This is a genomic window from Streptosporangium minutum (assembly GCF_002149035.1).
Lineage (GTDB): Bacteria > Actinomycetota > Actinomycetes > Streptosporangiales > Streptosporangiaceae > Streptosporangium > Streptosporangium minutum.
This window is the reverse complement of sequence record NZ_NGFP01000031.1, coordinates 1-25081: the sequence shown is the minus strand read 5'-3', so window position 1 is coordinate 25081 and position 25081 is coordinate 1. Positions and strand designations below refer to the sequence as shown.

Below are 25081 nucleotides of genomic sequence, written 5' to 3'. Positions count from 1 at the left end.
CAGCGTCCTACCGGCAGGTTCTCGTCTCGGGCGAGCAGTGCTTGACCTCGGGGTAGCGGGCCGACGGCTTGTCCAGCAGGGGCTGGGATCTCTTGCGCAGGTGCAGGTCGAAGAAGGCCGCGACGTACCTGCGGGTGATGTCCATCGCGCGGACACCGGGTATGTCGGCGCCGGTGTCGATGCCGATCTGGTCGGCCAGCACGCCCAGGTCGGTGAAGGACGTGTGCTCCGCCCCGGTCACCAGCAGCCAGCGCTTCCAGCCGTTCAGCTGCTTCCAGTCGCGCTCCCAGGTGGCGGCCGCGTCTCCCTCCCCCGGGGTGTAGGTGGCCGGCTTGCCCAGGAACAGGAACGGCCGCGCCAGTCCGCTGTCCGGGATCCGGACCTCTGTGGTGCCGTCGATGTCGATGCCGGCGCGTATCCGGGAGTCCTTGAGCATGGCCGCGATGGTGCTCGCTCCTCCGACGGAGTGGCCGGCCATCGCGATCCTGGAGGTGTCGACCAGGCGGGCGCCCTTCCATTTCGGGTGCGACCCGGTCAGCTGGTCGAGCACGAAGGAGACGTCGGCCGCCCGGCTCCTCGCCAGCTTCTCCCACCACGCCGGATTCTTCTCGATTTCACACGTGACGCAGGTGGTCACCCGTCCGTCGGGGAAGGTGGTGGCGACATTCTCGTAGGTGTGGTCGATCGCGGCCACCACGTAGCCTCGGCTGGCCAGGTCCTCGGCCGGCGCCGTGAGTTCGGTCCGGGGCTTGGTGTGGCCGGGGGAGAGCACGACGAGGGGTAGACCGTGCTTGCGCCCTGCCGGGTCGGCGTCGGTGAAGGCGTTGGTCCGCGTCTTGCTCAGCGTGTCGGCCGGCACGCTGGTGATCCCCCCGCTCTTCAGAAGGAGCTCGGATTCCTTGGGCGTCATGTACGGGGCCCGCTTACGGCCCGGCGACTTGGCCGGGTACCACAGGGAGACCATGAGTTCCCGGGCTTTGACCGAAGGGACCCAGGGGTCGGGGCGGGAGGTGTCTTTCAGGTACAGGGACGTGGTGCCGACCGGATGCGAACCGGTCGGCTCGGGCAGGTAGGGCGTGCTGCTCGATGTCACCGAAAGGCCGGCGGAGGCAGGCACGGACGCGGCCGACGTGGTCGCGGCAGGCCCGGACTGCGCCGCCGTGGCCGACGTGGTCGCGGCAGGTCCGGAGTGCGCGGACGCGGGCGACGTGGTCGCGGCAGCCCCGGACTGCGCGGACACGGCCGACGTGGTCGCCATGGAGGCGAGCAGTCCGGCGGCGACCACACCGACGCGCAGGATCCGGCCCCTTTCGCTCCGGGGGACGCCCCGCTCGGTGGCGGCCGCCCCTCCCCCGGCGGCGTGCACCGGGGCACCCGCGCCGCCGTACCGCCTGCGCCTGTCCGCCGGCGCTGTCACATGACCCATGAACGTGTCCGTCCTTCGATCTAAACGGCCGCTCAGGCGGGAAGTCCCGCGGCGGCCTGATGGCAGGGACGAGGCTAGAAGCGGCCGGTGTCCGTGCGCGTCGGCCGTCGTACCCATATCGGCTACCTCCGGAGGACGGCCCGCCTGCGGTGTCATCCTTGCGATGTACGCCCAGCGGACACCGCCGTGGTCACTGAAGCCGATGTGCGGCGGGTCACGCGAACGCGACAATGTGCCGGTGGCAGCAGACGAACGACGGCTCTGGCGGCAGTACGTGCAGAACATGTTGCGGCCGGAACCACGAACCACCCGTCCGTCTCACAGGGCTGTCGCCGCCGACGTACTGCTCGCGATCTTCCTGACCGTCACCGCGTTGATGGCGGCGGGAGGACTCCAAGGCCCGGTCCATCGCGTCGACGTGCAGTCGCGCCCTCTGATCGAGTTGCTGCAACTGCGGCCTTCTCCGGCGGTTCCGCTTCCTCCGGCGGTTCCGTCTCCCCCAGCGGTTCCGCTTCCTCCGACGGTTCCGTCTCCGCCTGCGGTTCCGCTTCCTCCGGCGGTTCCGTCTCCTCCGGTGTCATCGGGCGCGAGCATCGGCGTCCAGCCGCCCGTCCCCGTGCGGATCAACCCGCCGCACGGCGCCGTCTCCGAGGAGTACGAGCCGCCCATGCTCCTGGTGGCGCTGACCGCCTTGCCGCTGGCGGCCCGGCGCAGGTATCCGCTCACCACCTTCTGGGTGGTGGTGTCCGCGGCGCTGGCCACGAACGGCGGTGAGACCTGGATCACCGTGCTGACCTGCGCGATCGCCGGCTACAGTGCCGTCGCCCACAGCCGCAACCGAGTGCCCGCGGTGGCCGGTCTCCTGCTCGCGGCCGTGCTCGCCGGCGCCGTGGACCGAGACGTCGCGTCCAGCCTCCCCAGTCTCCCCAGTTGGCTGGGGCCTTACGTCGTCCTGCTGAGCGCCGGGGTCTGCGCGAGCATCATCCGGTTCTTGCGGCGGAACCGGGATCGGCTCACCGAACTTCAGCAGGCCCAGGAGGGCGCCATGCGGAAGGCAGTCGAGGCCGAGCGTTCCCGGATCGCCGCCGAACTCCACGATGTGGTGACCCACAATGTGAGTGTGATGGTGATCCAGGCGGGCGCGGCGCGCAAAGTGATGGACGCCGAGCCGGAACTGTCCAAGCAGGCGCTGCTCGCGATCGAAAGCAGCGGTCGAGCCGCCATGGCCGAACTGCGCAACGTCATGGGCCTGCTTGCCGGGCCGGAAGGCGGACGCGTGGACAGCCGGGGCGACGGGCTCGAACCGCAACCCGGACTCGACCAACTCGACGGCCTCGTCGAGCGGGTACGCGCCGCGGGGGTCCCGGTGGACGTCACGCTCTCGCCGCCGAGCCCCCTGCCCGACGGGGTCGGCCTTACTGTCTACCGCGTCGTGCAGGAGGCTCTGACCAACACGATGAAGCACGCGGCCGGCGCGGCGGCGTCCGTCGCGGTCGGCCACAGCGGCGACTGGCTGGAGATCGAGGTCACCGACACCGGCGGCGCGCCGGGCCCCCAGTCGCGGGCCGGCAACGGCCGCGGGCTGATCGGGCTACGTGAGCGGCTGGCCGTCTACGGCGGAACCCTGGTCGCCGGGCCCAGGGGCGGGGGCGGGTATCGGATCACGGCCCGCATTCCGTGGACCGCCGTATGAGCGGGCCGCTGCGCGCGGTCATCGCCGACGACCAGGCGCTGGTCCGCACCGGGTTTCGGATGATCCTCTCCGCCGACGGCATCGAGGTGGTGGCGGAGGCGGCCGACGGAGCCGAAGCGGTCGCCGCCGTGCGGAGCACCAGGCCTGACGTCGTGCTCATGGACATCCGGATGCCGCAGATGGACGGCATCGAAGCCACCCGCCAGATCATGAGCGGTGGAGCGGACGGGACCCGCGTCGTCATCCTGACCACTTACGATCTCGATCACTACGTCTACGCCGCCCTCACCGCCGGCGCCAGCGGCTTCCTGCTCAAAGACGTCAGCCCCGAGCACCTGGTGGCCGCGGTACGTCTGGTGCGCTCCGGCGACGCCCTGCTCTCACCGACCATCACGCGCCGCCTCATCGAGCGTTTCGTACCCCGGGACGAGGCGAAGGCCGATCTCCACCGCGATCTGTCCGAACTGACGCCACGGGAACTGGAAGTGCTACGCCTGCTCGCCACCGGCCTGAGCAACGCCGAACTCGCCGACCGGCTGACTCTCAGCGCGACGACGGTGAAGACCCACGTCGCCCGCATCCTGTCCAAACTCGGCCTCCGCGACCGTGTCCAGGCTGTCGTGCTGGCCTACGAAACCGGACTGATCTCCCCGGGCGGCCCGTCGGGCGCCATCTGACCGGCCTTGCCGGCCACTGAGCTTCCCCCGTAGCCCGGACACCGGCGGTGTGGCGCCAGGCTTCCGGGCCCGGCAGCCAAGCTTCCCGAGCCCGGCGGCCGGGCGTCCTCGACGAGTCGGCCGAGTTCCGGCCCGTCATCTGATTCCTGCTTACTCTTCGAGTAACAGGTAGGGCTGCAGGACCGTCGCCCTGCCCAACCTGCTCCACCCGCACGCCGAAGCGGCACCCCGGTGGAGACGGACGATGTCCGGTGGAGCCGGGGAGCCGTCCACAGTGCCGCCGACCTCGGCGACATGCGCTTTCACGACCTCCGGCACACCTGCGTGCCCCTGCCGCTCAACCTCGGCGTACCGCCCCAGGTCGTCCGCGACATCATCGGCGACAATCGCATCGCGCCGCGCCTTCTCCCTGGTCAGGGCAGGACCACCATTACTCAGGCCGTACCCGTACAGTCGGCTTTCCCTTGGAGCTACAACTGACGCAGCACCTGCATGGCGTCCCTCTCGATACGTGAAAGGTCGTGGAGGATGACGCCGGCCTGCTCGAGGTACCCCGCGTCGCCGCTCTCTCCAGCCTTCGCGATCAAGGTGGACACGTCCGTCCACAGGTCGGCGGCCTCGGCGTACAGCCTGTGACCGGTGCGGAGGTTGCCGTCGTCGATCAGCCGGGTGCACTCGTCGAGGAAGTCGCGATAGAGGGCGCGGAACAGGGCACCGCCGGTGCCGCCCTTCTCCATCAGGAGGGCGGCCTGCGGCAGGTCTTGCTGCGGCTCGCCGGCGCGTAGCAGCCATCCGGGCACCTGTTTGCCGGCTTTCTCGATGCCGCGGTGGCCCAGGTTCGCGATGGGAGCGGCGAGGAAGGCGTCGGCGCAGTCTTTGACGGCGGGGATGATCCGGTCCTGCCAGGAAAGCGGGTGAGCCGGCAGGGTGATGGTGAAGGATCGGTTCCTGGCGGTCATCGGGCCCCGTTCGGCCCGCGCCATGGCGAGGCTGGCCCGGCTGGTGCGCACCGCTCCTCCCTGCTGGTCGGTGTCCACAAGGTGGACGTCGTGCTCGTCGTAGCCGTACATGGCGACGACATGACCGCCGAAGTGCACCTTGGCGCGGAAATAGTCCAGGTGGTAGCAGTCGAGTTGGAGGCCGACCGGCCGACCGGCGTCGATGGGGGCGGCCACGTTCTCCCACGCCTTGCGCGGTGAGGTGGTCTCCTCGGCCGTCAACGTCAGCCCCAGCCTGGCGGCCAGGTTCCTGGTGAGTTCGAAAGGCTTGACGCGGCCTCCGAGAAAGGGGAACGCCATGCTCTTGCTGTCCCAGTAGATGAAGGACAGGCCCGAGCCCAGCCCGAACAGCATGGGCTCGGACAGATCAAGTCCCTCATGCCGCAACAGCACCCCCAGCGCCGTCGTCTCACAGTGGTGCGTGCCGCGGGCCTCGATGTCCTTCACGATGGTCATGCGTCGCTCTCCTCATGCTGACACGGCGAAGGGTCACACCGTCCCCACCCCCGACACCTTCATGATCAACCACTGGGGACCGACGGGAGTAAGCATGAGGCCTCCCACAGGGGGAGAGTCCACCCGAGACCGGACTCACCCTCGGCACTCCGGCAAACCCATGACCGGCTCCACGAATTCAACCTGTGTGACGGCTGAACTGCTCGATCATCCACCGCCGGAGCGTTCATCAACGTCGAAGACTTCCTCAAGGATGTACTCGTCCGGATCCTCTTTCGGCTGGACGTGCCTCTCAAAGCTCTTTCGACTGGACGTGCCTCTCAAAGCGCCGAAGCGGATCGAACTCGAGATCTTCGCCTGGTCTGTAGACCGCACAGCGGATGAGCCATTCACCAGCCGCCTGATCGTGAATGCCATCGCGAGACCCGCCGACCTTCCGGATGCCCGCCGACGACCAGGGCTGGTGCAGGCTCGCCCATGGTTCGCCGACCGGTTCTCCGATGCTCGACGGCGGCGAAGTTGTCAAGCCGGCCCAGCGGCTCGACCGCGCGTTCCCTCACTACCTCATCGACGCCTCAGCGGCACCCTGGAACCTTACAGGTTGCCAAAATCGCAACTAAACAGTGATCGTTATCTAGGTTCCACAAGGCAACAGTTAATCCTAGAAAGGATCAACGAGTGATCACCCGTCGAATCAGCGCTATCGCGCTCACGGCAGTGTGCGCCGCTGTGCCGCTGACCACCTTTTCCGCATCCGCGGCCCAGGCCGACACCAGCAGCACGGCAGCCGCTTTCGGCTCGGTGAAGTGTGTCCCCATCGGGGACAACGAACTGTGCGCGCGCGGCATCACCGGCAGTCCGGGCGGTTACAACGTAGCCTATTACAAGAATGCTGGCTCCACGATCACTGCACGGTTCCGCTTGATGTGCATAAACGGTTTCACGAAAGACGATAACGGCCCCTTCTCCATCTCGCCGGGTCAGGTAAAAAGCTTCGTCTTCGCGGTCGGCAACCAGGGGTCGTGCCGGGTGCGAATGCAGGACATTACCAACGGAGGGTACTACTACAGCCCTTACGTGGTTCCCTGAAAAACCAGTGAACAACGATCTGTTCGTGCCCTACCGATAGATTGGTAGATCAAGGAGCCGTCGGATATCGCCTCCTTTCAGGGATGGCGGTAACGGCTTTTTTACAAGCTCCGGCGGCTCCTGCCCCACCGCAGGACCACGACCTGTTCCCACATCCGCATCCCGATGACGTCCGGTCTGTACGGTCCCCGACCATCCCGACCCGGTCCGTCGCTCTTGCTCGTCGGGCGCGTCGTTTTCTCAGCCGTGGGTACGGCGGAACAGCCAGGCGGCGAAGGTGAACGAGCAGGCCGGCACGCCGAAGCGCCAGTAGCAAGGGTGTTAACAAGCGGCTCAGAAGATCCTGAAAACAGGAAGGCCCCTGACGGCGTAACGGTTGCTCAGGGGCCTTCTTGCAACTGTGCGGCCGGAGGTACTCGAAGCCCCGACCTTCTGATCCGTAGGTCCCCAAACGATGTCCAGGGGCGTTCGGACCAGGTCACCGTGCAGGTCACGAACGAGCCACCCGTTCAGACCAGTCCAGCTCGGCCCGGGACCGTACAGCCCGTTGGCTCCCAAGCCGGCTCCCGGAATCGGAGTGCCGACGATTTTACAGTCCGTGACCGTTCTCAATGATCCACGGTCTCCGACCTACGGCGAAGCTCCCCTCCGCGCCGGCGACGCCCCCGGGTCGTCGTACGCATATCGCACGTCTTCCCTGTGCCCGCCATAACGTTCCCTGTGCCCGCCATAACGGCCCGGTGCCCCAGACAGAGCTTGAGGTGTTCATTGAGCACCGGGCCCACCGGATCGGCGAAGGACACCTGTCCGCAGTGTGCGTGGCCGACCAAAGGCGAGCCCCGGGCGGTCATCCCCGGGAAGGCTACGGCGGCGTAGCAGGAGTTCGGCGAATCGGCGCACCGACCCCGTCAATCCTGAATATTGATGTAGGGGTCCCAGTAGTAGTAACCCTGCTTTTCACCTTTGTGGTTGAGAATCATGAAACTGAAGTTGTAGGTGACCGTCCCCGTGTCCAATACTTCGGACTCCCAGTAGTAGCTGTTGATTTTCTGGGTGGTGGGATTCAACGGGTCCTTACTGCTCGGCTGCGGCTCGTTGAGGACCACCGACCTCGGCACGGGGGTGCTGATCAGATCCTGTCCGGACAGGGCGTTGAACCTGTAGAGGACGCTGGTGTACTCGGAGTTCAGAGATAGTGTCGTCTCACGCCACCTGATGATGTCCATGGGGGAGGCGTTGATCGTCAACTCGCTACCCGGAGTACTCCCGAGCTGGTTCTGCCGGGTCGTCATGTAGATCAAACTGCTACTGTCGGGGATCGGCGTGGGACTGTTCGGATCGATGTTCTTGCCGTATTTTCCGAGAATGGTTTCCGCGTCGATGGCGATGAGGACGTTGATGAACTCCGACATACAGAAATTCTCCCTGTGGTGTCCGAAAGCACATACCGTAGTCCAGAATCCTGCAATCACGACTTGGCTGTAAATCGCCCGCACTGGAGATGTTGCCGAGCCGGTGAACCATTGTCAAGATTCATGAATCAAGATTCTTAATTGGAGCTCCCATTGTGGTGCCCAATAAAAGGCGCCATGAGCCACACTTCTTCCTTTTGGGCAACGCAAGAAACGTCATTCCGTAGTGCCCTTAAGCGCCAGGACCTGCACCGTTGAGTCGGTCGACTAATAGGAATCATGATGAATATCAAGACTAGAATGGTGGATTGGAAGGCGGACGCGTAGGCGTGCGCTGCTCAGGGCTCCACGAGCGGGGATGCCTCTGGCGGGTATCAGGGCATGGCCACCGCGCCGACTCGGGGTGATCGAGGTCCGCGAAGCGCAGGCCAAGCCCCACCTCTCACCCGACTGTCGAGGTCATGCCACGTGCTCTGGGCTTGATCCGGTTTGACGGACACCTGAGATCAGGGGCTCGCCCCCGGAAGGGTGTCCATGATGGAGCCACATGAGCATGAAGAAACCACGTCCTCGCCGCTCGTTCACCCGCGAGTTCAAGGCCGAGATCGTCTAGTTGTGCCGACGCGGAGACCGTTCGGTCGGGCAGGTCGCCAAGGACTTCGATCTGACCGAGACCGCGGTGCGCGACTGGATCCGCCAGGCCGAGGTCGACACCGGCCGGCGTGACGGGCTGACCAGCAGCGAACGCGAGGAGCTGGCGGCACTGCGGCGGGAGAACCGCCGCCTGCGCGAGGACGTCGGCATCCTCAAGCGGGCCACGGCTTTCTCCACGGAGACCCGGTGAAGGCGCACCCTTTCATCGAGGCGGACAAGCAGGGCGGTCACAGCGTCAAACGGGCCTGTGGACTGCTGGAGGTCTCCCGTGCCGCCTTCTATCCTCGCCGCGCCGGCGTTCCCGGCCCACGTGCGGTGCGCGACGCGCACCTGACCGAGCGCATCACCCAGGTCCGTCAGCATTCGCGAGGCGCCTACGGTGCCCCGCGTATCCATGCCCTCCCGCACCGGCGAGGAGACGGCCACGGCCGGCGGCGGGCGGCCCGGTTGATGTGCGCGGCCGGACTGCAAGGTCGTCACCGGCGACGCCGGCCGCAGACCACCATCCCCGATCCGGCCGCGACCGTCCGGCCCGACCTGATCGGCCATGACTTCACCCCGGATGCGGCCGCGATCGACACCCGCCGGTGCGGGGATATCACCCACCTGCCGACCCAGGAGGGCCGGCTGTATCTGGCCACGGTCATCGACATCGCCTCCCGCCGGGTGGTCGGCGGGGCCACCGCTGGTCACCTACGCACCGAGCCGGTCGCCGAGGCCCTGCGATCGGCCTGCCACCAACGCCGCCCCACCCAAGGATTGATCTTTCACTCGGACCGGGGCAGCGAAGGCGGATTCAATCACTGCTCGCAACACTTCGTTGTTGGAGGTGTTGCGACGCCCCCTTGAACCCAAGCAATACACCAACAGGGCGTTCGCCGAGCCGGCCGAGCGGCTCGGGGGGCGGCTGTCGGTCGGCCGGACCGGTCGGTGCTGGGACAACGCCCTGGCCGAGTCGTTCTTCGCCACGTTGAAGGGCGAACTACTTGATGGGCGGTCGTGGCCCAGCCGGGCCGCCGCCCATGGTGCGATCTTCGAGTTCATCGAGGGCTGGTACAACCTGCACCGGCCGCACAGCGTGGTCTACGTTAGCCCCGCCGTCTACGAGGCCGTGTCCGCAGCCTGACCACCACACCAAAGGTGCCCGTCAAAGCGGAGCAAGCTCACTCCCCGCGCACGCGGGGATGGCCATTCCGGCTCACCCTGGCAGATGTGCGTGTTGTCGTCAGCGTTGTCGCCAAAGCCAAACAAGAACGCCCCGACCATGATTGGTTCGGGGCATCTTTCCTGCTCAGTTGCTGTGGTCAGGGGCGGGGTCGAACCGCCGACCTTCCGCTTTTCAGGCGGACCAATCGCCCTGGTCGGGTAGCGGAGACCGTGGTCGGAGGGTGATGGACGGTAGCCGGAGTGCGTCCATGTGCGGGGACGTTGCTGTCAGCGCTGCTGTCACCTCGATCGTGATCACCGCATAGCACGTTCCTTCCAGGAACCAGCCGCGGTAGCGACTACCCGGATCGTGACGTGAGTGGCAAGCATCCGGCTTCATGTTGATACCTTCCACCATCAAGAAGAAGATCCGGTCCGTACGGCGCCGCACCCGGACAGCCACGACATCATGACCAGGAGGCTCCCGCTTGCCGGCCACGCGAGTACGTCCCCATGTCGCGCGCGTCCTGGAACGCACCCGCGCCATGCTGTTTGTTTTCGACGGCGTAATCTGCGACCTGTTCGCCGGTGTGGACACGTCGGCGATCGCCGACGACATCCGCGCGCGGCTCCCAGCCCCAAGCCCCCCGCTATCACTGTTGACCGGTGTCGCTTTCCATGTGACCACCGATCCGCTGTGGATGGTGACCTACGCCCACCAGGTCAGCGCCTCCCACGGTGACGAAGCGGAGGACATCCTGCGCGCGGCCGAGACGGCCGCGGTCATGACGGCCGTTCCCGTGCCCGGGGTACGCCAGGTTCTGCTGGCCTGCCAGGCCAGCGGCAGAAGAGTCGCCGTGGTGGGTGGCCGCTATTCCGCCACCATCGAGTCTTACCTGGACCGGCACGAACTGCGGCAGTTGGTGGGGCCGGTCATCGGGCGCCGGCACCACCGTCCTTCGAGCACGTCGATGGGAGCCGCCCTTGTACGCCAGGCGAGGAGGGCACTGGCCATGAACCCCGCCGAATGCACGGTGGTCGGCGCCTCCGTCCAGGCGATGATGGTCGCGGCGGACATCGGCACCCAGGCGATCGGCGTTGCCGGCTTGCGTGAAAGCCGCAAGCACATGGCCAACGTCGATGGCTCGGTCGTCGTCTCGTCCCTGCCCCACTTGGCCGACGCTCTCGCGACGGTCCCCATTGGGGGCGACATCTCAACATCACCCATGTAGCGACTGCCTCCACGTCTCCATAGGGAACGACTCACCCGCATGAGATCACCTATACGGGCCCGCCGAACGAGCGGCTCAGCACGACGAGAGCACTTCATTACGAGTCAGATCACGACCGTCCAGAACCGTCCATGGTTGTCTTCCGGACCTGGTGAGTCGGCCTCTACGGGGTCTCTCGGTCCATGGTCGTCCAGGTCCGTCCAGACCTGTTGTTAGCATCCGCGTTAGCAAGATCCGCAGTTCGCGTCTTTCGACCTCCGGTTTGATCACTGCTCCGCAAGGAGAATCGGAGCACGTCCGTAACGACGTGGTCCACCTCGTGTTCCCGGTCCGGCCATGTCCCTCGGTCGATCCAGACCATACAGAGGCCGGCGGCCCGTCCCCCGCCGATGTCGGCAACAGGGTGGTCACCGACCATCCATCCCCCATCGGCAAGGATCATGCCGCACCGCTTGGCGGCGATCTCAAACAGGCCGACATCAGGCTTGCGGATGCCTTCGAGCCCCGAGAGCGCGTAGGCGTCAACGGCCTCGGCCAGCCCCGTCTGCTGGATCTTGCCGAGCTGGTTGTCCGCCGTTCCGTTGGTGACGATGGCTACCTTCCACCCGGCCGCCCGGAGCAACGTCAGGCCGTCCATCACTCCGGGTCGACAGTGGACGAGGTACGGCATGCGCTTGCGGTAGCGGCCCCACAACTCCTCAACGGACTCGGGGAGGGCGAAGTGCTTGCGCACCATGCCGAAGAAAGCCTCACGATGCGGGTAGCCCGCCTGGTCAAGCGCGATCAACCAGTCAACCGCCTCGGGCCCAAGCCGGTGCTCGTCGACGAACTCCGCAGTCCACACCTGGAACGCCTCGTCCAGGTTCACGAGCGCGTTGTCTAGGTCGAAGAGCACAAATGGCTGCATAACAGCTCACCCTACAAGGGACAGCTAAGCCAGAAACACCTGCATTAGGAGAGTGCGAATTTAGATGCTTGCTCACATGGGCTGCAGAGAAAAATGAGGCAAGGCTTGTACGGACCACTTGATCATTTCTCGCATGTTTCGCACACAATTACAGAAGAGCGCCAACTTTGACCACGCCAAGCTCCATGCGCCAGGAGAACGAGCAAATGTGGAACTGAAAGTCCGGCGCATCCTATGCAAATCGCCCTGCTATTCTGCTGCTCGCAGGTCGCCCGGTCAAGCAATCACTTCACCCTAGACGCCCGGAGCAGAATGAAAGACATTCATTAGTCGGATCATTCGGCAATATATAGAGGATACGCAAGGATGTCGTTCAGCCTCACTTCCTTGCCGTTCACAACCGATGCTTGCTCATCGGTCATTTGGACGATCTTATATACCGTCTCTATTACCCGTTGGCGCCCGACAATCCCGCCAACCTTACTAAGCTTGTCTACGGGATGTATCGCCAAGTCGCGCCCCCATGGCTCGCCGTGTGCACTCACACATGAGTGAATCTGTTCTGGCCGACCACACGGGTCATGCCCGGCAACGAAGTTGACTAGGGCGCATAACGCCGAGATGCCAGACATGAAGTGTTGAAGGCTCGAATCGCGAATCTCCTCTACCAGAAATACGTAGGTTCCCACCCAATCCCACGTCCCACTGCCATCTGCTTCCGTGTCGATAAACCCCACCTCCCCAATGGGTTCACAGACCCACACGGTTAGCATTGAGCCACGCACACCTTGGAGAGGTTCGGGAACTGGGACATATACGGGAGTAGCGACAATATTCAACTCTCGCACATATGGCCGATCAACCAACATGCCATGCTTATATACCTCTCGCGTGCGTTCGGGCCGGTACTCGCGGAGTTGTCCATGCTCTCGCAGAGCCTCGATGGCGCCTTCTATCTGTCGATGCATATTCGCCTGCACGCCATTGGACCGCTTGGTGGAGGCCTTGCGCCCGAAGCTCCCCACGCCAAACGTCACCCTCCCCTCCCACTCGGTGCTGCGTTCGACCGCGTCGAGGTTCTCGACCTGGCTAAGCAGAGATTCCAAGAGCATGTTGTTGACCAGGCGATAGGTCTTGAGCATCTCAGCACCTTCCATGACTGTCGTGATAGCGCCAGGTGGATCATGGTTAAACGTATGTTGCAAGACCGATAGGTTTCAGGCCGCCATCTATAAAACGTGATCTCCCTGCGACGAGTTCCAGGGACGTATGCGTAACCATCCAGGTGCGGCCCTGGACGCGTATCGGGCGCGCTGATCGCAAACGATCGGTGACAGGACGCAACCGAACTTATGGCATGCCCCTGAGTGATGTTCTAGTTGGTGGGCTCTGCTTCCCTGGTCAAGATCGGCGTCCTGGCAGGGTTCGAACTTGCGGTACCACTTTAGGAAGGCGATCATCTTCCTCGGCGATTATTGCTCTGAGCTGCCGTGACCGATCATCTAGTGATCATGCTCCACATACTCCGTTGCTGAGGGCTCGACTACGGTGATCGCCGCGTCATTCGATGGCAAGGGCCGACGAAGGAGGGCCGCGGCAGCCGATCGCCCCAACCGGCTACGACCAGTGCCGAAGTGAGCGATCGTCACGGCCGTCACCACGATGAAACCGGCAAAGAGCCTTCTCGTCTCGCATGGCCTGCCGCCTGGTGATCACACGCGCGTGGGCGGTGCTGGTCGCGACCGGCCGAAGAGCCGCAGCGCGGCCAGCGACCGCCCGACACGCGGCAGGCCGCCGCAGGCGGGCTGCCCTTGAAGACGTGGAGAAAGTTCTCATCCGGCGATCTTGTAGCTTGTCCTGAGCCGATTCGGACGGATGCCGGAGGTTTCTCATGAGTGCATGGGGAGTTGCGCTGTTCTCGGACGATACGGCGTGCGATGTACGGGACGCCTATCGGGAGTTGATCGAAGACGGGGTTGAGGACGAGGAGGCCGTCCGCCGGGTGCTGGACGGGTTCGGTGACGCGCTCGTCGATCCGGATGAGGGTCCGGTCGTCTGGCTGGCGCTCGCCTGGACCCAGTCGAAGGTCGGTCGCTTGGACGCGACGGTGCGCGACAGGGCTCTGGGGGTCATCGAGCGGGGTGAGGGACTGGAGCGTTGGCAGGAGGAGGGGTCAAGGCTCTGGCCGGCCGGCAGGCCGCGCTCGACAAGGTGCGGTCCCAGCTCACCGGTCCTCAGCCGGAGCGCAAGCGCCTGCGTCGTCCGTGGCGGCACGTCACCGATCTGACGCCGGGAGCGGTGTTGGCGTACCGGGTCTCCTCCGGCCGCCTGGTCCTGCTGCGGGTTTCCCACATCGACGATGACCGGGTGGGCTGTGCGCCGATTCTGACGCTGGTGCGCTACCTAGGCGACGCGCTCCCCTCGCAGCAGGAGATCGACCGACTCCCGGACGCGGTGGACGGCTCCTGCCCGCTGGGCATCCCCATTGACGGGGTGATGAACGCGATGGTCTTCCGGGTGGCGGTGCATCGCAAGAAGGACCCCGATTACCGCGCACTCGGTTTCGAACCTTTGGCGGGCGTGCTGCAGCCGCGTCCTGGAGACGAGCGGTTCGACTCTCTCCTGTGCTCGTATACGCACTGGGAGGGGCTCGCGAGCATTATGGAGTGGTACGCGGGCTGCCACTGACAACGCATGCGAGACCAGCCGCTGGGGCCTCGTTGAGGCGAACTGGTCAGTCGGCTACTTCTCCGAGCCGCTGTCGGCTGCGCCGTCCTTCCCCTCGGGGACGCTGACGAAGCTGCCGAGGTTGGGCACGGTGTAGATCTTCCCGGCTTCGCGGAGCCGTTCCATGGCCTTGCGGATGGTCGGGCGTGCGACGCCGAACTCCTCCATCAGCTTGACCTCGGAGATCTTGAACTTGGGTCCCCACTCCCCTGAGTCGATCCGGGACAGCAGGACCTCCAGGATCTGCTCCCAGCGAGAGCGGTCCTCGTCAAACTCCCACGTGCGCGTGTGCTCGACATATCTGGCCACACTACGACCGTAGAAAGGCACTTCATGGCGCCTCACACCGACTCATGAAGCTTCATGAAGCTTCATGGAATAGATAGGTACTTACAGGATGGGCTACTCTCGGTACATGGCATCGGTGAGCAGCGGCTCGGAGTGGGAGCGGGTCCGGGACCACTTCCTCTGCTGGATCGCGTCCCACGGTGATCGTGAAGGGCGTCGTGGGACACGGCCCGCTGCGCTGCTCACCGACGCCTTCCTCACCCCTGACATGCGGACATGGGGAAGGACCACACCCGCACATCGGCTTGAGCGACACGACGGAGCCATCCCCGCGCTCGTCGCCGCCCAGGGCCCGGAAGTGACGCGATGAGCGACCTGGGCGCCGCTTCACCGAAGCCCTGCGCCGCCGCGTCGCCAAGAACGCCGGGCTGACACAGCGGGAGCTCCGCGAGCAGGCCGTGATCTCCTTCGCCAAGGTCGCCGAGTACCAGCGGCGGGGCGTCGTCCACTTCCACGCCGTGATCCGCCTCGACGGCCCGGACGGACCCGCCACACCTCCTCCGGCCTGGGCGACGGCCGACCTGCTGGCCGACGCCGTACGGCATGCCGCCTCCGCCGTAACGGTGACCGTCCCCGAGGTGCCCGGCGAACCCACGCGGGCCTTCCAGTGGGGCGCTCAACTCGACGTCCGCCAGATCACCATGGACGGCGACCTCACCGACCAGGCCGTGGCCGGCTACATCGCCAAGTACGCCACCAAAGCCGCCGAGTGCGTCGGCACCCTCGACCGGCGCATCAACCCCCTCGACGACCTGACCGCCTTCGACCTCCGCGACCACCCCCGGCGACTCATCGCCGAGTGCCTGCGCCTGGGCGTCCTCGACAAGCTGGCCGACTTCCGGCTTGTCCAGTGGGCGCACATGCTCGGCTTCCGCGGCCACTTCTCCACCAAGTCCCGCCGCTACTCCACCACCCTCGGCGACCTCCGCGCCGCACGGACCGACCACATGCGCGACGAGCAGATCAGCACCGGACGACTCCCCCTCTTCGAGGAGGACACCATCCTCGTCATCTCCCACTGGGACTACGCCGGACGGGGCCTGTCGGCCGGTGAACAGCTCCTCGCCGCCGCCTTAACCGGTGCTGCCCTGCTGCCTCCTGAGATCCCGTTGGAGGCTGTGGATGGATGACGAGCAGCTCCTGACCGTCGACGAGGCCGCTGCCCGCCTCCGGGTGAGCCGATGGACCCTCTACTGCCTGATCCGCTCCAACGAGCTCCGAAGTTTGAAGATCCGTCGTCGCCGCCTCATCCCGGCCGACGCGGTGACCGAGTGCATCCACAACCTGATGGAGGCGGCGTGATGACCAGTACAGCGCTCGGCACGCCCGAGGAAGAGCCGAAGCGGCAGAGCAAGCGCCGGATGCGGAAACGCTCCAACGGTGAGGGAAGCATCTGGCCTCGCAAGGACGGCCGGTACGGCTACGCCGCCTTCGTGCCTACGACGGGCGGAGCCGTGAAGCGGGTGCAGGGCTCGGCCCGTTCCCAGGAGGAGGCGCGGAAGAAGCTGACCGAGCTCCTCAAGAACTCCGACGAGGGCATTCCCGTCTCCTCGGAGAACTGGACCGTCGCCGACTACCTGAACTACTGGCTCACGCACATCGTGCGTGCGGAACGGCGTCCCAAGACCTACCAGGGCTACGAGGGCGTTGTCCGGCTCCACCTGATCCCCGGACTCGGCAAACGGCGGCTGAACAAGCTCAACGCCCAGGAGGTCCGGCTGTTCATCACCCGGACCCGTACCGAGTGCCAGTGCTGCAAGCACGGCTGGGACGCCTCTCGGGAGACTCCCGTCTGCTGCGCGCTCAAGAACGGCGGATGCTGCGAGTCCCGGCTGTCCATCCGCATGGTTCAGTCCGTGCACGCCGTACTCCGCAACGCCTTGGAATCCGCGGTGCGCGAGGAGATCATCCCGCGCAACGCGGCCAAGCTCGTCAAGGTCCCGGTGCCCAAGTACAAGGTCAATCGCGGTCTGACCGTGCCCCAGTCCCGCCTGGTCCTCAAGGCTGCCCAAGAGCACCGGCTGTCGGCTCTCTACGTCCTGGCGCTCTGCCTCGGCCTACGGCGTGGGGAGTTCCTCGGGCTCCGCTGGGTGGACGTCGACCTCGACGGCGCGAAACTTGAAGTGGTCCAGACCCTTCAGCGTGTCGAAGGTCGTCTCCAGTTCGTCCGACCGAAAACCAACGACTCCGAGCGGACCGTCCCACTCCCCTCGATCTGCGTCGAAGCGCTCCGAGCACATCGCAAGCAGCAGTTCGCCGAGCGCTCCGACCGCTGGAATGACTGGGAGGAACACGGCCTGGTCTTCCCGTCCCGACGCGGTACCCCGATGGAGCCGGACAACCTCCGGCGTAGCTGGGGAGCCATCCGCAAGGCCGCCGGCCTCGGGGACATGCGCTTTCACGATCTTCGCCACACCTGCGTGACTCTGTTGCTCAACCTCGGCGTACCGCCCCAGGTCGTCCGCGACATCGTTGGACACAGCGACATCGAGGTGACCATGACCATCTACGCCCATGTTTCCCTCGACGACAAACGGCGCGCCCTCGGCAAGCTCGGAGATGCCCTCGACTGAAACCAAATTTCTAGATCGCCTTGGCCGCTTCGGTCAGGGCGGTCTTTGTTCGCTGGGAAGATCTCTCGGAAGTTCGGCATATACCGAATGCGGCGCAACCCCGTGTTCTAGCCTAGGACGGCTACACCAGTGGGACAGCGCCCACACCACTTCCTCGTCGCCCGTAGTCGATGCCAACGACTTGGCTCCGACAGCGAGAGGAGGTGATGTATGTGGCTGGAAAACACCGACGTCCGCGCCAACCGTGGATGTGGGTGTGGCCCGCCCTGAACGCCGCGACAAGGCTTGCCCCCTTGGCGGCGACGCTGCTGGCTCTCCTTGAGGGCTAGCGGACGGACCATCCCCTTGTAGCCCGGTCCGGCTCGACTGCCAGTCGAGCCGGGCCTCTTCTTTTCTGCTGTTGCTAGCGGTACCGCTAGCGAGTTGCAGGCATTTAGCGTAGCCCGAGCATGGGTCATGCTGTGCGTAAAAACGGTTCTTGCGCGCAAGAACGCATCCTGCGCGCAGGATGCGTAGAGGAATGGCGTTGCTGTCAGCGTTGCTGTCACTGGAGATCAAAAAAGCCCCGAACGATGATCGTTCGGGGCATCTTTCCTGCTCAGTTGCTGTGGTCAGGGGCGGGGTCGAACCGCCGACCTTCCGCTTTTCAGGCGGACGCTCGTACCGACTGAGCTACCTGACCTCGGTGGTGGATCGAACACCTACCAGAGCGGTCCTGACGGGACTTGAACCCGCGACCTCCACCTTGACAGGGTGGCGAGCACTCCAAACTGCTCTACAGGACCTTGCTTGGTCGGAAGTTTTCGCTTCCGTCCTTCTTGCCTTACTTAGCTTACCAGTTCTTCGGAGGTCTGCGACCTGCCGTTTCCCTGGCGAGCATCTGCTCGGCCGTGCCCCCAACGGGATTCGAACCCGTGTCGCCGCCTTGAAAGGGCGGTGTCCTAGGCCACTAGACGATGGGGGCTCGGAATTCTCATTCCGTTCCGTTGCCGTCTTCCGCTGGAGACCTCTGAAGCATAGGGGACTTTTGCCCCGATGCCAAAGCGGCTTCCCGGCTTAAGGCGACGTGGTGCCGCTGACCGATCCCGTCGGAGACGGGACGGACGTTGGCCCAGGAGAAATTGTACGGCCAGGCTCGGTCTCAACGTGACGTTCGATCTGAACCGACTGCTCTCCGAGCCCTCCAAGGGTGATGTCGTCCCAGGCCTGCAGGCGATGCGTCTTGCGATCGAAGTACAGAACCGAGGCCGCGACCGGGGTCGGCTCGTCGTGTTCGAGGGCACGCAGACCGGCGCCGCCGGTGGAGCCCTGGACCAGGACGCGGGTGCCGGAGGGCAGCAGTTCGGTGGAACGCTCGTGGGAGTGGCCGGTGAGGATCATGGGGGCCGCACCGGAGAACGCGCGGGCGATGGTCGGGTCGTGCACCGCCACGAGGTCCACCGGCTCGAAGGCCTGACCGAGCCGCGTGGCGTGGGCGCGCCCGAGGGCGGCGAGGGACTCGGGGTCGGAGTCGACTGCCACGGACTTGTCGGGGGTGAACCGGGGATCGCCCAGGCCGTAGATGCGCAGCCCCGCCACGGTCTTGGCGGAGTCGTCGAGGACGACCGCCCCCTTCTGCCTGGCCACGGCCCGCTGGGTGGCCTTGGAGTCGTGATTGCCCCTGACGAAGACGTACGGCACGCCGAAGCTGTCGATCTCCTCGACGAACTTGTCCTCGGGGCCGGTCCCGTGATCGGTCAGGTCGCCGGTGTCCACGATCGCGTCGATCTTGAACTGGGCGGTGACCGAGTGCATGAGATTCCACGCGATGGGGCTGAGATGGATGTCGGAGACGTGCAGCACCCGGATCGACGCGGGATCGGAGTCGTAGACCGGCAGGGCCGAGACCGTGTCGTAGAGCTGGGAGACGTTGTTGACCAGCTTCGCGAGCTGGACCCGGTAGGACTCGAACTTGGTCACGATCGACTCGGCGTCGCCGACCAGGGAAGGCGCCCCGGCGAGCAGGCCCGTGTATTTCGGCTCCACCACCGAGTCCGGCCGGAACGTCAGGGCGATGGCCGCGCCCGTACCGGTCATCAGGACGGCGGCGCTCAGCAGACCCGCCAGGGCCGGGCCGGGGCGGTGGAAGACGATCAGCGAGGTGATGAGGGCGCCCGCCAGGCCGCAGAGGGCGGCGCGCAGGATCAGCGTCCTGACCCCCTCGCTGAGCTCCTTCTCCAGCAGGGCGGGGAGCTGGTCGGAGAACCGGGGATCCTCCAGCAGCGCGCCGGCCCGGGCGGGGTTGATGTTCTCCAGGGTGATGCGCAGGCCGACCGGGGCGTTGTGGGTGTCGAACAGGAGCGTGCCCAGCGGGTGCGCGTCCACGACGGTCTCCCCCGCCCACGAGGGCTCCGCCGACATGCCGATCTCGACGGGGCCGACGGCGGCGCGGACCGGGCCGCCGAGCATGATGCCCAGCCAGGCTCCACCCACGGCCACGAGCACGACCGCCACCGCGCGCGAGGCACGCCCCGTCGCGAACCGGCGGAGTCTCTGGGTCCAGTCTGTGAAGTCCATGCGGCTCCCCCTTACCCGAAAACACGGGGCACAATGGCAGGTGTGATCGAGGTCTCGAGAGAGAAATTCGAAGAGCTCGTGGCCGACGCACTGGACACGATCCCCCCCGAGCTGACGAGAGTCATGGACAACGTGGTCGTGGTGGTCGTGGACGACCCACCTGAGCCGGACCTTCTGGGTCTTTACACGGGCATACCTCTCACCGAGCGCGGCGACTGGTACGCAGGAGTGCTACCCGACCGGATCGAGATCTACCGCAACCCGATCTGTTCGATCTGCGAGACCGAGGACGACGTGGTGCAAGAGGTACGGATCACCGTGGTCCACGAGATAGCCCACCACTTCGGCATCGACGATGACAGGCTGCACACCCTCGGCTGGTAGCCAAAGCCGTATTACATATCGACCTTCCCTATGCCCGAGATTTCCCGATTTACAATTACAGCTTGCATGAGGTTGATTGCTTTCAGTTGCGCGCCGACTCTTCAGCGGGCACCGTAGGTTACGCACCGAACACCCACAGTCAATGCGCCTGTAAGCCCAGCGGAGTCCTATGGCGGCCACCAGGCCCGGCCGGCTACCCGGGCGGCACCGCCGCCCGGCCGAACGCCAAGCGACCTACGGCGAGGTCATCGCCATCAGGGAGTTTCGCGCGCTCTGGATCGGCCAGGCACTCTCTCTCCTCGGCGACCAGCTCTCACGAGTGGCGCTGTCCGTGCTGGTGTTCCAGCGGACGGAATCGCCACTGGCGACCGCGTCGGTCTACGCGCTGACCTATCTGCCGCCCATCATCGGGGGCCCGCTGCTCGCGGGTCTCGCCGACCGCTACGCCCGGCGGCGCATCATGATCTTCTGCGACCTGCTCCGGGCCGTCCTGGTCGCGCTCATGGCCATCCCCGGCACGTCGTTCACCGTACTGTGCGCGCTGGTCTTCTGCGTGGTGCTGCTCAGCGCCCCGTTCTCGGCCGCCAGGGCGGCGCTCCTCCCCGAGCTCCTCAAGGGCGATCGCTATGTCGCGGGCTCGGCGCTGCAGAACATGACCAACCAGGGCGCGCAGATGCTGGGCTTCGCCCTCGGCGGCGCCTTGATCATGGGGATGGGGCCGTACCGCGCGCTCGCACTCGACGCGTTCACGTTCCTCGCCTCCGCGCTGATCCTGGTCTCGGGAGTACGGCGGCGCCCCGCTCCCCTCGCCACCGACACCGACCGGCCCTCCATGTGGACCATGACCCGTGCCGGATCCAGGCTGGTCTTCGGCGACCCCCGGTTGCGGACGCTGGTGCTCTTCGCCTGGCTGTGCGGCTTCTACGTGCTCCCCGAGGGGATCGCGACCCCCTACGCCGACGTCCTGGCCGCCGACAGGCAGCAGGTCTCGCTCGTCGCCGGCCTGCTGATGGGCTCGATGCCGACCGGTACGGTCGTGGGAGCCTTCCTCTTCAGCCGATACGTCAACCCGTCGAAACGGCTCCGGGCGATGGGCTGGATGGCGATGCTGACATGCGCGCCGTTGATCCTGTGCGCGATGGAGCCGCCGCTCGCCGTGGTGCTGGTCCTGTGGTTCGTCTCAGGCGTCGGCGGCGCCTACCAGCTCGCGGCCAACGCCGCGTTCGTGCAGTGCGTGCCCGCCGAACGGCGGGGTCTGGCATTCGGTCTCGTGCAGTCAGGCCTGCTGGCCTCTCAGGGCGTCGGCATCCTCATCGGCGGTGCCGCCGCCGATGTGCTCAACCCCGCGCACGTGGTGGCGATGGCCGGCGCGGCCGGTCTGTCCGTCGCGGCCGCGCTGACCGTTCTCTGGGCCGGGTCCTGCAAGGAGATCATCGAGAGGGTTCGCGCGGAGGCGACCGTCTGAGTCACGCCTGGGGCTTGGGCTCGTCGCCGTTCTGCGGAGCCGGGTTCTGCGGGACCGTGTTCTGCGGAGCCTGGTTCTGCGGAGCCGCCGGGGCGGTGTAGTGCGGAGCCGGGTCCTGGTGGGTGGGGTAGTGCGGCGCCTGGTCATGGGGGGCCGGATACTCCGGAGCCGGGCCCGGGTGGGTCGGGTGGTGCGGCGCCCGGTTCTGGGTGGTCGCCTTGGCCCAGCTCTGCTCGGCCTTGGCCCAGCCCTGCTCTGCCTTGGACCGCGCGTCCTGCCAGACCGGGTTGTCCTTGTTCTTGTCGACCAGATCCTGGACGATCGACCTGTCCTTGCTCTCGTCGGGGAGGAGGAGCCAGCCGATCGCGTAGATTCCCACGCCCAGGCCGCCGAAGAAGGTGGCGATGGCGAGGGCCGCACGGATGATGTTGGGGTCGATGCCGATGTAGCGTCCGAGACCGGAGGCCACACCCGCGACGATCCGTCCGTCCTTGGTCCTGCGGAGCTGTTTGACGCCCGAGAAGTCGTTTTCGTTCATGTCTTCAGACTGCCCAATGCGGAGCCCCTGTCACATCGGGATTCCCCCTGGCACGACCCTGACATCCCACCCCGGAGCACCGGCAATACCCTGACAGGGGCCGACGAGAGAGGAACACCACATGGACGACCTTCTGCGCATCGACGACGGGCTCTCCGAGGAGCAGCGTCTCATCCGCGACACCGTGAAGACGTTCGTGGCCGACAGGATCCTCCCCCACGTGGGCGACTGGTTCGAGGAGGCCGTCTTCCCCGCCCGCGAGCTCGGCCCGGTCCTCGGCTCGCTCGGCGTGCTCGGCATGCATCTCGAAGGGTACGGCTGCGCGGGCCTGGACGCCGTCTCCTACGGCGTCGCCTGCCGGGAGCTGGAGGCGGGGGACTCGGGACTGCGGTCGTTCGTCTCCGTGCAGGGCTCGCTCGCCATGTTCCCGATCTGGAAGTACGGCTCCGCGGAGCAGAAGGAGGCGTGGCTGCCCCGGATGGCCGCCGGTGAGGCGATCGGCTGCTTCGGCCTGACCGAGCCCGACCACGGCTCCGATCCGGCGAACATGCGCACCCACGCCAAACAGGACGCCTCCGGCGACTGGATCCTCAACGGCGCCAAGATGTGGATCACCAACGGCTCCATCGCCGACGTCGCGGTGGTCTGGGCCCAGACCGAGGACGGCATCCGCGGCTTCGTGGTCCCCACCGACACACCTGGTTTCTCCGCACCGGAGATTCACAAGAAGATGTCGCTGCGGGCCTCGGTGACCTCGTCCCTGTACTTCGACGACGTCCGCCTCCCCGCGTCCGCCGTACTCCCTGAGGTCCGTGGCCTGAAGGGGCCGCTGTCGTGTCTGTCCGAGGCCCGTTTCGGCATCCTGTGGGGCGTCGTGGGCGCGGCCCGCGCCTGCCTGGAGTCGGCCGTCGACTACGCCACGACCCGCGTCCAGTTCGGCAAGCCCATCGGCGGCTTCCAGCTGACCCAGGAGAAGCTCGCGTGGATGTACGTGGGGCTGGGGCAGTCCCAGCTCACCGCACTCCATCTGGGCCGCCTGAAGGACGCCGGCACCCTCACCCCCCAGCAGGTCAGCTTCGGCAAGCTCGCCAACGTCCGCGCCGCCCTGGACATCGCCCGCCGGTCACGCTCGATCCTCGGCGGCAACGGCATCACCCTGGAGTATCCGGTGATCCGGCACATGACCAACCTGGAGAGCGTGCTGACGTACGAGGGGACGGAGGAGATCCACCTCCTCACCCTGGGCAGGGCGCTCACCGGGCTCGACGCCTTCCACTGAGGCGTGCCTCCCCGCTTGTCGAGCTGCGCGTAACCGCCTACCGCCGCCGGGGCTGCCGCTGGGGCAGGCCGCAGGGACGCCAGTCCGGGGCCTGAGCCGCCCTGTCGAGCTCGTCCTGCCAGGAGAGACCCCGGCTCAGGTAGAAGCGGAACAGCTCGGCGGTGGCACGGGCGTCGGCCAGCGCGGCGTGGGCGTTCGAGAACGGGATCCCCGCGCGTTCGCAGCAGGCGCCGAGAGCCCACTTCCCGTCGGGGACGAGGCCGGGGGCGAGCCGCTGCGTGCACAGGGTCTCGGTCAGCCAGTGGCTGCCGGGAAGGACACTGAGGAAACGCAGGTCGAAGGAGATGTTGTGAGCCACCAGGACCCGCCCGGCGATCCGCTGCCACACCTCGTCCAGCACCTCCTCGATCACCGGCGCGCCCTCGACCATCGCTCCGGTGATGCCGTGGACATGGACGGCTCCGGTGCCGCGACGGGGATCGACCAGCGAGTGCCACTCGTCGACGGTGGTGCCGTCGGTGTCCAGGGAGACGAGCGCGATCTCACAGATCCGGTCTCCCTTGGCCGGTGAGAAGCCCGTGGTCTCCACGTCGACCACGACATATCCCTGCCTCGCTGACAGGCGGACACTGCGGGCGGGATCAAGCCCCGAGCTCGTCATGAGTGCCACTGTATGAGAGCCGACTCCCCGTTCTGTCAGCTATTGGGTAAACAGGTGATCGCCCGCGGGCCTGGCGACGGGCGTTAGTGGACACTATCCTCGGTACGCTGTCTCCAGCGGGGCGTTAGCTCAATGGTTAGAGCTGCGGACTTTTAATCCGTAGGTTCTGGGTTCGAGTCCCAGGCGCCCTACCAGCAAAAACAGCCGCTGTTGATCTTTCGTGGAAGGCGCTTGCAGCCACCTTCCACAGCCAAGAGCCGGACCCCACCGGGAGTCCGGCCCTTTGTGCTTTCCGTAATCACCCGAGCAGCCTCTTGGCGAGCGCGTCCACAGCCGCCCGTTCGATGTCCGGGAGCACGTGCGTGTACGTGTTCACGGTCAGCCCGATCTGACTGTGACCTAACGTCTTCATCACGGTCCGAGGTGAGGCCCCGGAGGCGAGCAGGAACGAGGCGCAGGCGTGACGGAGGTCGTGAAGCCTCAGCCAGTCGAGCCCCGCTCTCTTCCGGGCGACCCGCCACCGGGTGCTGAGGTTGCCCGGTTCGATGGGGGTTCCGATCGTGGGGGGTGTCCCTATGGTGTTCGTCAAGCGGCCGCGGGCTTTCGGGTGTGGTTCTTCCGGCGGGGCTGGTAGGGCTTGCGGTCGCGGAGCATGGCGTAGATGACGTCTGAACGGCGACGGGCGAGGCAGATCAGGGCGGCGTTGTGCTTCTTGCCCTCGGCGCGCTTCTTGTCGTAGTACTCCCTGCTTTCGGGGTCGGACAGGGACGCGAACGCGGCGAGGAACATGGCCCGTTTCAGTGCCTTGTTGCCGCCTTTGGGTGGGTGTTCACCCTTGATCGAAGAACCGGATCGGCGGG

25 protein-coding genes, 5 tRNA genes and 2 pseudogenes are annotated in these 25081 nt (G+C 66.0%); 16 read left to right on the top strand and 16 right to left on the bottom strand.

Going from position 1 to position 25081, the window contains the following annotated elements; genetic code table 11:
* Positions 1–7: 7 nt before the first annotated feature.
* Positions 8–1426, bottom strand: a complete 1419-nt coding sequence (locus CA984_RS09710) for an alpha/beta hydrolase family protein (protein ID WP_242675840.1) — start codon at positions 1424–1426, stop codon at positions 8–10.
* Positions 1427–2000: 574 nt separating this feature from the next.
* Between CA984_RS09710 and CA984_RS09705 the strand changes: the two genes are divergently transcribed.
* The 3 genes from CA984_RS09705 (at position 2001) to CA984_RS09695 (ending at position 4276) form a co-directional block, all read left to right on the top strand.
* Positions 2001–3119 (top strand): sensor histidine kinase, encoded by a 1119-nt coding sequence (locus CA984_RS09705; protein ID WP_242675839.1) that lies wholly within the window; start codon positions 2001–2003, stop codon positions 3117–3119.
* Positions 3116–3796 carry a response regulator gene (locus tag CA984_RS09700; RefSeq protein WP_086570421.1) on the top strand — a complete coding sequence of 227 codons (681 nt, stop codon included), beginning with the start codon at positions 3116–3118 and terminating at the stop codon, positions 3794–3796. Before CA984_RS09705 ends, CA984_RS09700 begins: the two co-directional genes overlap by 4 nt.
* Before the next feature lie 231 nt (positions 3797–4027).
* Entirely contained in the window at positions 4028–4276 is a 249-nt protein-coding gene (locus CA984_RS09695) for a site-specific integrase (protein ID WP_086570419.1), read from the top strand.
* Here CA984_RS09695 and CA984_RS09690 read toward each other — a convergent pair.
* Both CA984_RS09690 and CA984_RS47065 read right to left on the bottom strand, forming a co-directional pair.
* Positions 4267–5250 (bottom strand): BtrH N-terminal domain-containing protein, encoded by a 984-nt coding sequence (locus tag CA984_RS09690; RefSeq protein WP_086570417.1) that lies wholly within the window; start codon positions 5248–5250, stop codon positions 4267–4269. The genes CA984_RS09695 and CA984_RS09690 overlap by 10 nt on opposite strands.
* Positions 5251–5457: 207 nt before the next feature.
* Positions 5458–5667 carry a hypothetical protein gene (locus CA984_RS47065; RefSeq protein ID WP_133061596.1) on the bottom strand — a complete coding sequence of 70 codons (210 nt, stop codon included), beginning with the start codon at positions 5665–5667 and terminating at the stop codon, positions 5458–5460.
* 261 nt (positions 5668–5928) lie between these two features.
* Between CA984_RS47065 and CA984_RS09685 the strand changes: the two genes are divergently transcribed.
* Positions 5929–6339, top strand: coding sequence for a hypothetical protein (locus CA984_RS09685; protein WP_086570415.1), 411 nt, complete (start codon positions 5929–5931; stop codon positions 6337–6339).
* A 908-nt stretch (positions 6340–7247) separates the two neighbouring features.
* On the opposite strand, the gene CA984_RS09680 is transcribed toward CA984_RS09685, so the two are convergent.
* The gene (locus CA984_RS09680) at positions 7248–7751 is read right to left on the bottom strand and encodes an inclusion body family protein (RefSeq protein ID WP_086570413.1); all 504 of its coding nucleotides are present in this window, start codon (positions 7749–7751) and stop codon (positions 7248–7250) included.
* A gap of 613 nt (positions 7752–8364) precedes the next feature.
* Between CA984_RS09680 and CA984_RS09675 the strand changes: the two genes are divergently transcribed.
* From CA984_RS09675 to CA984_RS09665, 3 genes are read left to right on the top strand one after another with little or no spacing between them, the layout of a single operon-like run.
* On the top strand, positions 8365–8595 hold the full coding sequence (locus tag CA984_RS09675; protein ID WP_086570411.1) for a transposase: 231 nt from the start codon (positions 8365–8367) through the stop codon (positions 8593–8595).
* Positions 8592–9254, top strand: coding sequence for an IS3 family transposase (locus tag CA984_RS09670; protein ID WP_086570409.1), 663 nt, complete (start codon positions 8592–8594; stop codon positions 9252–9254). Before CA984_RS09675 ends, CA984_RS09670 begins: the two co-directional genes overlap by 4 nt.
* On the top strand, positions 9235–9531 hold the full coding sequence (locus tag CA984_RS09665) for an integrase core domain-containing protein (protein WP_165781183.1): 297 nt from the start codon (positions 9235–9237) through the stop codon (positions 9529–9531). Before CA984_RS09670 ends, CA984_RS09665 begins: the two co-directional genes overlap by 20 nt.
* A gap of 175 nt (positions 9532–9706) precedes the next feature.
* Here the strand turns inward: CA984_RS09665 and CA984_RS09660 are convergent.
* Positions 9707–9763: transfer RNA gene (locus CA984_RS09660), tRNA-OTHER, on the bottom strand.
* A 276-nt stretch (positions 9764–10039) separates the two neighbouring features.
* Between CA984_RS09660 and CA984_RS09655 the strand changes: the two genes are divergently transcribed.
* Complete coding sequence (locus CA984_RS09655; RefSeq protein WP_133061595.1) at positions 10040–10783, top strand: HAD family hydrolase; 744 nt, start codon at positions 10040–10042, stop codon at positions 10781–10783.
* A 163-nt stretch (positions 10784–10946) separates the two neighbouring features.
* On the opposite strand, the gene CA984_RS09650 is transcribed toward CA984_RS09655, so the two are convergent.
* Both CA984_RS09650 and CA984_RS45375 read right to left on the bottom strand, forming a co-directional pair.
* Entirely contained in the window at positions 10947–11678 is a 732-nt protein-coding gene (locus CA984_RS09650; protein ID WP_242675838.1) for an HAD family hydrolase, read from the bottom strand.
* A gap of 347 nt (positions 11679–12025) precedes the next feature.
* Positions 12026–12832, bottom strand: coding sequence for a hypothetical protein (locus CA984_RS45375; RefSeq protein ID WP_133061594.1), 807 nt, complete (start codon positions 12830–12832; stop codon positions 12026–12028).
* Between the two features lie 1015 nt (positions 12833–13847).
* On the opposite strand from CA984_RS45375, the gene CA984_RS09635 reads away from it, so the two are divergent.
* Positions 13848–14378 carry a hypothetical protein gene (locus CA984_RS09635; protein WP_133061593.1) on the top strand — a complete coding sequence of 177 codons (531 nt, stop codon included), beginning with the start codon at positions 13848–13850 and terminating at the stop codon, positions 14376–14378.
* 54 nt (positions 14379–14432) lie between these two features.
* Here the strand turns inward: CA984_RS09635 and CA984_RS09630 are convergent, their stop codons facing one another.
* Positions 14433–14726 (bottom strand): GntR family transcriptional regulator, encoded by a 294-nt coding sequence (locus CA984_RS09630; protein ID WP_086570394.1) that lies wholly within the window; start codon positions 14724–14726, stop codon positions 14433–14435.
* Positions 14727–15097: 371 nt separating this feature from the next.
* On the opposite strand from CA984_RS09630, the pseudogene CA984_RS09625 reads away from it, so the two are divergent.
* The 3 genes and pseudogenes from CA984_RS09625 to CA984_RS09615 all read left to right on the top strand — a co-directional run.
* Positions 15098–15895, top strand: a pseudogene (locus tag CA984_RS09625) (replication initiator); the annotation flags it as partial.
* Positions 15888–16067, top strand: a complete 180-nt coding sequence (locus CA984_RS09620; RefSeq protein ID WP_086570392.1) for an excisionase family DNA-binding protein — start codon at positions 15888–15890, stop codon at positions 16065–16067. The pseudogene CA984_RS09625 and the gene CA984_RS09620, both read left to right, overlap by 8 nt.
* On the top strand, positions 16067–17338 hold the full coding sequence (locus CA984_RS09615) for a tyrosine-type recombinase/integrase (protein ID WP_207620800.1): 1272 nt from the start codon (positions 16067–16069) through the stop codon (positions 17336–17338). Before CA984_RS09620 ends, CA984_RS09615 begins: the two co-directional genes overlap by 1 nt.
* 608 nt (positions 17339–17946) lie before the next feature.
* Here CA984_RS09615 and CA984_RS09610 read toward each other — a convergent pair.
* From CA984_RS09610 to CA984_RS09595, 4 genes are all read right to left on the bottom strand, one after another.
* A tRNA-Phe gene (locus CA984_RS09610) sits at positions 17947–18020 on the bottom strand.
* Positions 18021–18048: 28 nt separating this feature from the next.
* Positions 18049–18123, bottom strand: a tRNA-Asp gene (locus tag CA984_RS09605).
* A 106-nt stretch (positions 18124–18229) separates the two neighbouring features.
* Positions 18230–18302: transfer RNA gene (locus CA984_RS09600), tRNA-Glu, on the bottom strand.
* A 92-nt stretch (positions 18303–18394) separates the two neighbouring features.
* Positions 18395–19894 (bottom strand): metallophosphoesterase family protein, encoded by a 1500-nt coding sequence (locus CA984_RS09595; RefSeq protein WP_086570390.1) that lies wholly within the window; start codon positions 19892–19894, stop codon positions 18395–18397.
* Between the two features lie 33 nt (positions 19895–19927).
* Here CA984_RS09595 and CA984_RS09590 point away from each other — a divergent pair, with 33 nt between their 5' ends.
* Together CA984_RS09590 and CA984_RS09585 are read left to right on the top strand one after the other, a co-directional pair.
* The gene (locus tag CA984_RS09590) at positions 19928–20278 is read left to right on the top strand and encodes a metallopeptidase family protein (RefSeq protein WP_197048381.1); all 351 of its coding nucleotides are present in this window, start codon (positions 19928–19930) and stop codon (positions 20276–20278) included.
* A gap of 169 nt (positions 20279–20447) precedes the next feature.
* Positions 20448–21743, top strand: a complete 1296-nt coding sequence (locus CA984_RS09585) for an MFS transporter (RefSeq protein ID WP_086570388.1) — start codon at positions 20448–20450, stop codon at positions 21741–21743.
* 1 nt (position 21744) lies between these two features.
* Here the strand turns inward: CA984_RS09585 and CA984_RS09580 are convergent, their stop codons facing one another.
* Entirely contained in the window at positions 21745–22281 is a 537-nt protein-coding gene (locus CA984_RS09580; protein ID WP_086570386.1) for a PspC domain-containing protein, read from the bottom strand.
* A 121-nt stretch (positions 22282–22402) separates the two neighbouring features.
* Here CA984_RS09580 and CA984_RS09575 point away from each other — a divergent pair, with 121 nt between their 5' ends.
* The gene (locus CA984_RS09575; protein ID WP_086570383.1) at positions 22403–23560 is read left to right on the top strand and encodes an acyl-CoA dehydrogenase family protein; all 1158 of its coding nucleotides are present in this window, start codon (positions 22403–22405) and stop codon (positions 23558–23560) included.
* Positions 23561–23597: 37 nt separating this feature from the next.
* Here CA984_RS09575 and CA984_RS09570 read toward each other — a convergent pair whose 3' ends face one another.
* A complete protein-coding gene (locus CA984_RS09570) occupies positions 23598–24221 on the bottom strand; it encodes a 3'-5' exonuclease (RefSeq protein ID WP_086570381.1) in 624 nt (207 codons plus the stop codon).
* A 118-nt stretch (positions 24222–24339) separates the two neighbouring features.
* Between CA984_RS09570 and CA984_RS09565 the strand changes: the two genes are divergently transcribed.
* Positions 24340–24415, top strand: a tRNA-Lys gene (locus CA984_RS09565).
* A gap of 104 nt (positions 24416–24519) precedes the next feature.
* On the opposite strand, the gene CA984_RS09560 is transcribed toward CA984_RS09565, so the two are convergent.
* Positions 24520–24810, bottom strand: coding sequence for a tyrosine-type recombinase/integrase (locus tag CA984_RS09560; protein ID WP_207620799.1), 291 nt, complete (start codon positions 24808–24810; stop codon positions 24520–24522).
* A pseudogene (locus CA984_RS09555) lies at positions 24807–25081 on the bottom strand (IS110 family transposase); the annotation flags it as partial. The pseudogene CA984_RS09555 and the gene CA984_RS09560, both read right to left, overlap by 4 nt.

Bases quoted from the DNA above. Each gene is read 5' to 3' on its own strand.
- CA984_RS09580 (WP_086570386.1), bottom strand. From the start codon at position 22,281: ATGAACGAAAACGACTTCTCGGGCGTCAAACAGCTCCGCAGGACCAAG.
- CA984_RS09710 (WP_242675840.1), bottom strand. From the start codon at position 1,426: ATGGGTCATGTGACAGCGCCGGCGGACAGGCGCAGGCGGTACGGCGGC.
- CA984_RS09700 (WP_086570421.1), top strand. From the start codon at position 3,116: ATGAGCGGGCCGCTGCGCGCGGTCATCGCCGACGACCAGGCGCTGGTC.
- CA984_RS09575 (WP_086570383.1), top strand. From the start codon at position 22,403: ATGGACGACCTTCTGCGCATCGACGACGGGCTCTCCGAGGAGCAGCGT.
- CA984_RS09595 (WP_086570390.1), bottom strand. From the start codon at position 19,894: ATGGACTTCACAGACTGGACCCAGAGACTCCGCCGGTTCGCGACGGGG.
- CA984_RS09620 (WP_086570392.1), top strand. From the start codon at position 15,888: ATGGATGACGAGCAGCTCCTGACCGTCGACGAGGCCGCTGCCCGCCTC.
- CA984_RS09690 (WP_086570417.1), bottom strand. From the start codon at position 5,250: ATGACCATCGTGAAGGACATCGAGGCCCGCGGCACGCACCACTGTGAG.
- CA984_RS09570 (WP_086570381.1), bottom strand. From the start codon at position 24,221: ATGACGAGCTCGGGGCTTGATCCCGCCCGCAGTGTCCGCCTGTCAGCG.
- CA984_RS09615 (WP_207620800.1), top strand. From the start codon at position 16,067: ATGACCAGTACAGCGCTCGGCACGCCCGAGGAAGAGCCGAAGCGGCAG.
- CA984_RS47065 (WP_133061596.1), bottom strand. From the start codon at position 5,667: ATGGCATTCACGATCAGGCGGCTGGTGAATGGCTCATCCGCTGTGCGG.
- CA984_RS09590 (WP_197048381.1), top strand. From the start codon at position 19,928: ATGGCAGGTGTGATCGAGGTCTCGAGAGAGAAATTCGAAGAGCTCGTG.
- CA984_RS09585 (WP_086570388.1), top strand. From the start codon at position 20,448: ATGGCGGCCACCAGGCCCGGCCGGCTACCCGGGCGGCACCGCCGCCCG.
- CA984_RS09680 (WP_086570413.1), bottom strand. From the start codon at position 7,751: ATGTCGGAGTTCATCAACGTCCTCATCGCCATCGACGCGGAAACCATT.
- CA984_RS45375 (WP_133061594.1), bottom strand. From the start codon at position 12,832: ATGCTCAAGACCTATCGCCTGGTCAACAACATGCTCTTGGAATCTCTG.